Source organism: Daejeonella sp. (assembly GCF_044232565.1).
Lineage (GTDB): Bacteria > Bacteroidota > Bacteroidia > Sphingobacteriales > Sphingobacteriaceae > Daejeonella.
Window position 1 is genome coordinate 1 of sequence record NZ_JBIILQ010000092.1, and the last position, 9632, is coordinate 9632.

Here is a 9632-nt window from a genome sequence, read left to right on the forward strand (position 1 = left end):
TGCGAGCAGTAATGCAATCGGTTTTACTTCCCTAAGCCAAACGCCTCCAGGTAGATTTTATGGTATGACTTTATCAGTAACTTTATAATTACAAAGAATATGAAAAAAATATTTAAATATATATTGTTAGGTGCGGTAGTTATTGGAGCAAGTTCTTGTAAAAAGTACTTGGATATCAATACTAACCCCAATAGCCTAACTACCGCTACGCCAGCCTTAGTATTGCCCCAGGCAATAGTTGGTGCAGCCTCAATTAGTGTTTCTTTTAACACAAGTTTTGGTGATTTTTCTGGAGCTAGAGCAAATGCTGGAGGTTTCGGAGGATTTGGTTCTGTAGTAACTTATGATTTTGGTACAGGTGACTTTGCCGGATTATGGACTTCTACATATGATAACGCGAACGATTTTGAATACATAATCAATGAAACAAAATCCACTCCTTCTCAAGCTTATTCAACTGGTATTGCACGTATCATGAAGTCTTTTGCTTTTGAGCGTTTAGTTAATCAATACAATGACCTACCTTATTCAGATGCACTTAAAGGAGCTTTAAGTTTGCAGCCTAAATACGATAAAGGACCTGATGTTTACAAAGCTTGTATTGTTGAATTAAATAAAGCAATGGCTGACATTACTGCAGCACAGGCAATAGCTTCAACTGATAAAGTATCAGCTAGTGCTGATCCGATGTTTAAGGGAGACATGGACCTTTGGAAAAAGTTTGCTAATACAGTAAAGCTTCGTATGTTGATTAAAATGGCAGGTGTGCCTGCTTTAGCTACTGAAGCAAAAACGGCTCTTTCTGGCATAAACACTACCATCGGGTTTTTAACTACAGACGCAATCGTAAACCCTGGTTATATTAAGACTGAAAGACCTAATCCTGTTTATAATTCAATTGGTTTTGCGTCTAATGGTACAAATACAACTACAAGTAGAATTCCAACAAGATGGATCTACAGTTTTTATACTGGTGCTAAATTGAGTGATAATTTCAGAGGAGCTGTAATTTACAGAGGTTTTCCTTCAAGTATTATTAATCAATTAGGTGATGAATCTACAGGTGTACCACCCGCAGCGGCCGCAGGTTCTGCTTGGATTACTGGCAATAACGCAACTGATGTATTAGGTGTCGCTAAAGGTCCTACACAAGGAACGCCAGTTTTGTTAGCTACAGAATCTAATTTCTTATTAGCTGAGGCATATGCACGTGGCTATTTAACAGGAAATGCTGAAACTGCTTTCAATGAGGGCATCAAACAATCATTTACTTATTTGTATAAAACTGTAGGTAATACTGTTGATCCTTCAAAAAATGTGACTGTTGATGTAGCCTCTTACCTAACCAATAATGTAGGTAGTCCTTTAGCTAACTTTTCTTTAGCTACTACTTTGGAGCAAAAAATTGAAGCTATTATTACTCAAAAGTATGTTGCTTTAAATATGATTGCAAATGATGAGTGCTATAATGAGTTTAGACGTACTGCTTACCCTACAATTGTAAATGGTTCCATAGATCCTCTAAAAACATTTGCATCTTTGAAGTCGATTTCTACTCGTGCTGATAAATTACCATCAAGAATTCTTTATCCACAAGCTGAGTATAACTTAAATCCTACTAATGCACCTGCAGGTATCAATAAGTTTACTTCATTAATATTTTGGGACTTAAATTAATATGAAAATGAAAAATTTTGTAAATAAAACTTTAGCCCTAGTGCTAGTTGTTTCTACACTTAGCTCTTGTCTTAAAGATGATAGCGTAGTGTTAAATCCTGAAAAGGGTATTAATGTAATTGAATTTTCGAATACAACCGATATCGCAGTAGCTGGAAGCTCTATTCCAGCCTATGTGCACAGTTATGAAGTTACACCAGAAGAAAATCTTCCTGTAACTGTTAGTTATTCGGGACCAGCAACTGGTGCTCCAGAGGATATTACAGTTAATATTGCTGTTGCTGATGTTGCTCCAATTACTTCTTATAACACAGAGCAAAAAACTAGTTACACATTAATGCCAGCTGATAAATATTCATTAGCAGTAACTAGTGTGGTTATTCCTAAAGGAAAAACTAAAGCTACATTTATGGTTAAATTCAAACCTAACACCTTTGATTTATCAAAAAATTATGCGCTTCCTTTGAAAATCACTTCTACGTCATCGGGTACTATTAGTGGTAATTTTAGTACTATACTTTTAGCAGTTGGTGCTAAAAACAAATATGATGGAGTTTATACCTATATTGCTACGCATACAGCGGCTGATCGTCCTACCTTTTTAACTGGTACTGAGTTCACTTATCCATATGATGTACAATTGAGATCTTCTGGTGCTTCAGCTAACAATTTGTGGAATGCAGCTTTTGGAGATTTCTTGATGCCACTTATTACTTCTACTAATGGTGTGAGTGGGTTTGGTTCTACAAACTTGTTAATCAATTTTGATGCAGCAACGAATAAAGTTGTTTCTGTTCAAAATGCAATTTTAGCACCATCTAACGGTAGAAAAATGAATTTAGACGACACTGCAACAGGTTCTAACTATTATGATCCTAAAACTAAAAACGTCTTTATTACTTATTTTATGACTCAGCCAGGTTTTGCCCCGTTTAAAGTAACTGCAAAGTTAGTTTACAAAAAAGCTAGGTAAATTATTCATCGAATGCCTAACTAAGCATAAATAAAAAAGGATAGCAAATTAATTGCTATCCTTTTTTTATTTATAATGTTTATAGCTAAAATATCGATACACAATTTTATCGTTATGGATAAAGGAGAAAAAATCGCTTATGAAAAGCCTAGTTAAGAGGATTATTCAATTTTTTTAATTTAGACGTTGTAAAAGAGATTGAATTTGTGTCATTTTCATGTGCTTGAGCTTGTCCCAAATACGCTATTCAATCACGCCAAACACTTGTCCATTGGTTAAGGAAATAGGGTACATTTGATTTGGAGAATTAGACACCGTCAAATATGCTAAAGTCACAAGAACCGCGGTTCTTGGAATTGCAACAGCAAGTTAGATTGCTAGAAATGTAAAATTCCATGCTATAAAAGCAAGTTGAATAAGCCTATAAAAAATCAATTATTTTTGAAATAATGATTGATTTGGTAGAGAAAGAATATAACATTTCAATCCGGAAAACTCCTCACCCAAACAATTGAATCTACCGTCAAGAACACAATAAAAACCTATAAAAACAAATATCGCAGTAAACAGGAGTCCACTGCGATATAATGAATGATTTAGTCTTTAATGAACTGTATTAGCTATTTAGGACTGGTTATAATTTCCAATTACGCTGGTCTTTTCCTTGCCCTTTAATATATCATAAATCTTTTATTTATTTTATTAAGTACAATATATTAATAGGTCCAATTAAACTTTCTGTGACCAGCTTTATAGTCACTGTTAATGGATGTGTTTATTGTAAAGCTTGATTTTATATTCTTATTTTTATAATGTGATGGGATCCAAATATTATCCAAAAACTTTGTAGTTAATACCACCTTTTTTTTCGTAAATAGATTTCCTACAGCATATTCTACATAGTATTCTGTGTCACCATTGTCTGAAATTATTACCGTCAATTTTATTGGAAGTTGGTTTTTCCCACCGAAGTCCGCATCTGATATTTGTACATCATTTGATATTAATTTCAGCAATAAATGGGACGGATATAGTAATGTTGGTATTGATGCATTTTGTACTATTTCAGGATCTTTGTCTAAGATCTTTACCTCTATTTTTTTCAAATAAGCTGTATCAATGTAGAGCAATTTGTTCAAATCAAAATTATAATGACTCTCTAAGGTTCCATCCTCATTATAGAAATACCACTTACCGGATGGCTTATCTTTAGCATTAAGACCTTTTAAATAGGTTTTATCTTTTTTACTGTCTTTAATAAAAACAGGGCCATTTTTTTCATTTTTGTCTGTTACCGTGTAAGTAAGCTCAGTATCTTCAAATAATACTTTTTTTCGCTCCTTCGGAGTTTGAGCGCTTGCAATGCCCATTGTTAGTAATATAGCAATGCCTAATAAAATTGACTTTTTCATAATATGGTGATTATTGTATTTGTTTAGATTGGAATTATTTTAAGTTTTATGAGTTTAACGTGATTAATAGGTATAATGATATCACATTGTGTGATTTATTAGAATCAAGTTTGGGTCGTATTGTTACAATTTTTATTTTTTTTTAACTCAGTCTTCATCATGAACAGTTCAAATTAATTAATTTATTTCTATAAAAGGTTGTTTAATCGACTGTTTTTAAAAATTATAGTTATTATAAAAATTTAAACTCAGGTTTTACTACACCTTTTATTAATATCAGTTTATTTTTTTGGTCAATGCCTCAATAATATGGCAATTGATTAGTCATAATATTGTAATAACATTGATTTCGGGCCTACTAAAAATAAGTTAATTAACTTATTTACAGATGTTTATGGTTTTATTATTGAAAGTTGTCCTAAATTAATTTTGTGGTAACAGAATTGTTTCACAAATTTAGTCTTAAGAGAACCAGTTTATTATTCTTGAATTCAAAATTTTAAAAATTAATTAAGTATGAAAAAACTTCTACAAAGTCTATTCGTTCTGCTTTTTATGGCCATCAGCGCCGTTGCGCAAGAACGAACCGTAACGGGCACTGTTACTGCCAAAGAAGACGGCTTGCCTCTTCCAGGTGTTAGTGTCCAAGTTAAAGGTACCAAGGTTGGTGCGCAAACAGGCGCAGATGGTAAATTTTCTATTAAGGTACCAGAAACTCAGAGTGCATTAACTTTTTCTTTTATTGGCTATCTTAGTCAAACGGTTAATGTTGGTAAATCATCAGTAGTAAATGTAAGCCTTCAAACAGATTCAAAGCTCTTATCTGAAGTTGTTGTAACAGCAGGGGGCATCCAAAAGGACAAAAAATCATTGGGTTATTCAACAGCTACGATTTCTGCTGAGGAATTGACAGTTGGTAGAACTACTAACCCAGTTAATGCATTAGCTGCTAAGGTACCAGGTGTGCGTATTGCTTCATCAAATGGTATGGTTGGATCATCAACAGCTATTTTCATTAGAGGTTTTACTACTTTTACTGGTTCTAACCAACCGCTTTTTGTTGTAGATGGTGTGCCAATTGATAATGGTGGTGGATCTAATGCTTTACAAAATGGTGTTTCTAATTCGAATAGAGCGATTGATATTAACCAAGAAGATATTGAAAATATTTCAATACTTAAAGGTCCTGCTGCAGCTGCGCTTTATGGTTCAAGAGCAGCAAATGGTGCTATTTTGATTACAACTAAAAAAGGCAAGACTGGTGAAAAATCAAGTGTTATTTTCAATAGTTCATTAAATTTAGTTGAAGTTAATAGATTGCCTGAGTATCAAAACACCTATGCACAAGGTGCTGGTGGTACTTATAATCCTATTAGTAACTTATCTTGGGGACCCCAAATTAATGGTCAAACAGTGACAAACTCTTTTGGTAAGCCTGAAGTATTAACTGCATATCCTGATAACGTATCTGATATTTTCCAAAAAGGTAATAATATTCAGAATAATGTTAGTTTCCAGGGTGGAACTGATAAGTCAACATTTAGATTTTCTTATGGAAATCTTCAAGAAAAAGGAATGTTGAGTAACAATGCTTTAAACAGAAATAACTTTAGTTTAAATGCTAATTCTCAAGTTTCAGAAAAATTAACTGCAGGTGTTTCAGCTCAGTACATTACCGCTGTTTCAGAAAAGTCGCAAATTGGAAATCAGCTATCAAATCCATTTTTTAGATCTTGGTTCATGCCAAGGAATTATGATTTGACAGGTATTCCTTTTGAGGATCCAGCAACTGGAAATCAAATATTTTTTGACAATACAGATAATCCGTATTGGACTTTAAAGAATAATACTTTTAATGATGAATTAGACAGAGTTATTGCTAATGTGTCATTAAAGTATGATATTAAACCATGGTTGGCCTTGAATTATAGATTAGGTGTTGATGCTTCATCTTATGGTACAATTGGTTATGACCAAATTGGTGCGCGTGGTGGTGCAAACACAGCTGCTGGTGGTACTGGTGGTATTGCTAATAGTTCACAATCGCAAAGAGATATTAACTCTTACATCCAATTAATAGGTAATAAAAACATTACTAAAGATTTAAAATTAGATTTTAACATTGGTAATGAGATTGTGGAAAGTAGATCGACTTATACAAGTACAACTGGTAAAAATTTAGCTATTAGAGATTTAAAAAATATTTCTAATGCTGCTGTTGTGACTGCTTTTAATTCTATTGCGACTAGAAGATTGGTAGGTTTATTTGGAGAGTTTAATTTTGGCTACAAAGGTTTTGCTAATATTAGCTTTACTGGTAGAAACGATTACTCATCTACTTTTGGTGCTGGTAAAAACTCTTACTTCTACCCTTCAGTAGCTGGTAGTTTTATTGCAACTGAAGCTTTCCCGTCTTTGAAATCAGAGGTAGTTAGTTTCTTAAAATTATCTGCTAACTATGCTAAAGTTGGTAAGGAAGCAGGAACTTATGCTACCAATACATTATTTGGTCTGGCTGGAGCTAGCGATGGTTTCGGACCAGTGATTAACTTCCCATACAATGGCTTAGGCGGACGTACCTTAAGTAATACTCAGGCAGATCCAAATCTTGGCCCTGAATTCACTACTTCTAGAGAGATTGGATTAGAAGCTAAGTTTTTCAAAAATAGATTAGGTATCGAAGCTAATTACTTTAATACTTTATCTACAGATTTAATCTTTGCTGTTCCAGTTGGTCCATCAACAGGATTTACCTCTCAAAACAGAAATGCTGGTTCTTTGAAGCAAAAAGGGTTTGAGTTATTATTAACTGGTACTCCTGTAAAAACAAGCAATGGTTCTTGGGACATCTCCTTTAACTTCACCAAATTAGATCCTATTGTTGAATCTCTAGCTAGTGGTGTTGAGTTTATCCAATTGGGAGGTTTTACTACTCCTGGTACTCGTTTATATGCTGGTCAATCTTATGGTTTATTATTTGGTTCTGTATTTAACAGAGCTCCAGATGGTAAATTATTAATTGGCGCTAATGGATTAACTTCTTTAAGTCCGCTAAACGCTGCTATTGGAAATACTAATCCTGATTGGACCGCCGGTGTCACCAATAATATTAGATACAAAAGCTTCAATTTTAATTTCCTAATTGATATCCGTAAAGGTGGTGATGTTTACTCACGTAACATTGGCGATTTATACAGAAGTGGTACAGCAAAGGAAACTGAAGAGTTTTCCAGATTTGACGCAAGTGGTGCTGTGGCAAAACCTTATGTTATTGAAGGTACCTTAGCAAATGGCCAACCGAATACTACTGCTGTTACAGCTGAACAATACTGGAGTAACTTATATAATTTCGGTACGGGTGAATCTTATGTATTTGATGGTTCATGGTTAAGATTACGTGAAGCTTCAATTTCATATAATGTGCCAAATAAGTTTTTGGAGAAAACTCCTATTGGTAAATTAGAGCTTGGTCTTAACGGAAGAAACTTGTTATTACATGCTCCAAATTTCCCTCATTTTGATCCAGAGACAAATGCTACAGGTGTATCTAACTCTCAGGGTTTTGAGGCTAATGGATTGCCACAAAGCAGAAATTATGGATTCTTTTTGAGAGCTACTTTTTAACCATTAATAATCAGTGAACATGAAAATAATGAAAAATATAACGATGGGTTTAGTAGCTACTGTTTTGTTAGTTACTAGCTCTTGCGATAAATATGTGGACATTAATGTTAGTCCTAACTCGCCAACATCAGCACCTATTGCCCAGGTACTTACTAGCGTAACCGTTAACGTAGGTTTCAGAGGTGGTAGCGATATGCACAGATATACATCTCTTATTGCTCAGCAATTTGCTGGACAAGGTGCTGCAGGTACACAATCGCGTGAATACGCTAGATATCAGATTCAACCAACTGATGTAAACAATCTTTATTCATCTCTATTTGCTACTCAACTAGCTGATATTGAATATATTATTGCAAATAGCGAACAAAGCCCTCACTACAGAGGTGTTGCTAGAATTTTAAAGGGATATGTTTATTCACAGGCAGTAGATATGTGGGGTGATTTACCATTTTCTGAGGCTTTTAAGTCGCCAGAAATTAATCAACCCAAATTAGATGATGATGAAGTTATCTATACTAAGATTATTGAATTAATTGATCAAGGTATTACCGATATCAAAGCAACAAGTTCTGCTTTAAGTCCTGGTACTAATGAGACTATTTTCCAAGGTAATAGAACTAAGTGGGAAAGATTAGCTAATACTTTAAAGCTTCGTTTATTCTTACGTTATAGCGCTAAAGATGCTACTTTCGCTAAGACTAAAATGGATGCTTTAATTTCCAGCTCTGCTGCCTTTTTAGGTTCAAATGCTGATAATTTCCAAATGAGTTTTGTTGATGCGGTGTCTTCTCAAAATTCGATTCATCAGTTTGAGATTTCAAGACCAGATCAGTTTTTCCCGAATAAAACTCTTGTGGATATGATGAATACTACATCTGATCCACGTAGATCTTCTTATTTTACTGATTTCCCATTCGGATCAGGTAATTATAAAGGCGCTAGTCCACTTGATGCACAGTCATTTGCTTTTTCTAGATTGCATACATTCTTGAGAGGAGCCTTAAAAAATGCAATTCCTGCAGCTAGTGTTAATTCATCTGGTGCAATTATTGCAGCAGCAGGATACAATAATTCTTACTCTGGATCCTCTCCTGTAAGATTATTAACTTTTGCTGAGTACAATTTTATTAGGGCTGAGCATGCTTTAAGATATGGTACTGGGGCAGTAGCTGCAGATGTTTTCTTTAAAGAAGGAATTAAAGCTTCCATGAGTATGACTGGAGTAAGTACTGCTGATCAAGATGCTTATATTTTAGCTAATGGATCTTTGAATGCAACAACTGCAGATGGAAATATCGCAAAAATCATTAAAGAGAAATATATCGCTAATTATGGTGTTGCTTTAGAGCCTTGGAATGATTGGAGACGTACTGGATATCCAACCCTTCAAGCAGTTGATGCTAGCGTTGCTGCAATGACTGGTGGTGTTCCACGTTCATTGTTCTACCCCGATTCTGAGGTTAGTGCAAATACCAACTTCAAGCAAAAAGCAAATATGTTAGCTAGAGTTTTCTGGGATACTAGACCATAAAACAAATTAAACATATAAAAAAGGCTTTCTCTTTAAATAGAGGAAGCCTTTTTTATTAGGTTTTGGCAGAAATTACTTCTTATCTACGCTATAAGTCCCCGGACCAATAAAAGCTAATCCAAAAAAGACAGAGCCTACTTCAATAGCATGAGAAGCACTCATAAATCCTTCATTACCATTTAGGTGCATAGTCGCTGCAATGGCCATGGTAAAGGTAAGCAGCAGGCAAACTGGTCGGAAAGCTAATCCGATAAGTATTAAAAACCCTCCAAAGGTCTCTGTTATCGCTGCTAATAAACCCCATACGGCTGGTAAAAAATCTATTCCCACGTACTTCATTGCCCCTCCAATAGACTCCCACTGTTCGGGTCCGCCTAATAACTTTGGATATCCATGTAGCATAAATAGTATG

Annotated in this window: 6 protein-coding genes; 4 read left to right on the forward strand and 2 right to left on the reverse strand. The window is 34.6% G+C overall.

Annotated elements, in window-relative coordinates:
* Positions 1-99: 99 nt before the first annotated feature.
* A complete protein-coding gene (locus ACILQF_RS06750) occupies positions 100-1677 on the forward strand; it encodes a SusD/RagB family nutrient-binding outer membrane lipoprotein (protein WP_395626654.1) in 1578 nt (525 codons plus the stop codon).
* Positions 1678-1684: 7 nt separating this feature from the next.
* A complete protein-coding gene (locus ACILQF_RS06755) occupies positions 1685-2650 on the forward strand; it encodes a DUF1735 domain-containing protein (protein ID WP_395626655.1) in 966 nt (321 codons plus the stop codon).
* Positions 2651-3366: 716 nt separating this feature from the next.
* On the opposite strand, the gene ACILQF_RS06760 is transcribed toward ACILQF_RS06755, so the two are convergent.
* The gene (locus ACILQF_RS06760) at positions 3367-4062 is read right to left on the reverse strand and encodes a hypothetical protein (RefSeq protein WP_395626656.1); all 696 of its coding nucleotides are present in this window, start codon (positions 4060-4062) and stop codon (positions 3367-3369) included.
* 516 nt (positions 4063-4578) lie between these two features.
* Here ACILQF_RS06760 and ACILQF_RS06765 point away from each other — a divergent pair.
* Both ACILQF_RS06765 and ACILQF_RS06770 read left to right on the forward strand, forming a co-directional pair.
* Positions 4579-7686, forward strand: a complete 3108-nt coding sequence (locus ACILQF_RS06765) for a SusC/RagA family TonB-linked outer membrane protein (RefSeq protein ID WP_395626657.1) — start codon at positions 4579-4581, stop codon at positions 7684-7686.
* Between the two features lie 19 nt (positions 7687-7705).
* Positions 7706-9220: a SusD/RagB family nutrient-binding outer membrane lipoprotein gene (locus ACILQF_RS06770; protein WP_395626658.1), complete on the forward strand. Its 1515-nt coding sequence runs from the start codon at positions 7706-7708 to the stop codon at positions 9218-9220.
* A 72-nt stretch (positions 9221-9292) separates the two neighbouring features.
* Here the strand turns inward: ACILQF_RS06770 and ACILQF_RS06775 are convergent.
* Positions 9293-9632 (reverse strand): DoxX family protein (locus ACILQF_RS06775; protein WP_395626659.1); only part of this gene is annotated, 340 nt, incomplete at its 5' end.